The sequence below is a fragment of the Roseinatronobacter sp. NSM genome, assembly GCF_052379845.1.
In the GTDB taxonomy this organism is placed as follows: domain Bacteria; phylum Pseudomonadota; class Alphaproteobacteria; order Rhodobacterales; family Rhodobacteraceae; genus Roseinatronobacter.
On sequence record NZ_JBQTCF010000106.1, the window covers coordinates 1 to 395 of the forward strand.

1 pseudogene is annotated in these 395 nt (G+C 58.7%); it reads right to left on the reverse strand.

Annotated features, from left to right (window positions below):
- Positions 1–174, reverse strand: a pseudogene (locus ACTZWY_RS19830) (GNAT family N-acetyltransferase); the annotation flags it as partial.
- Positions 175–395 lie beyond the last annotated feature (221 nt).

Genomic DNA, 395 nt, shown 5'->3' on the forward strand with positions numbered 1-395 from the left:
CTCGCTGAGACCCAGCGAGGTGTAAAAGCGGACGGCTTGTTCGTTCGCGGTATAGACCTCAAGCGACAGTTCACCCTTGCGAGCTAGTGCACGCGCGAAAAGCTTGCGGCCTGCGCCAAGCCCCTGTCGCTCTGGCGCGATGAAAAGCCAACCTATGGGCCAGACGCTTCCATGGTGATCCGCAGTGCTGTGGGCCGACCCGAGCTGTCAGCAGGCCTCTCATATTTCTTGCAGGCAAGTCGCTCGCACGCCGGCGGGAAATCGGGAACGGCTGGGATATGGGATGGTAATCTCCCCCTTTTTAACGGGGTGCATCGGTAGAATTTACGCAGCCGTTCTCAGTTTCATTGCGGGTGTTATGCCGCCGATGCCCATGTTGGGGCGGTCATTGTTGT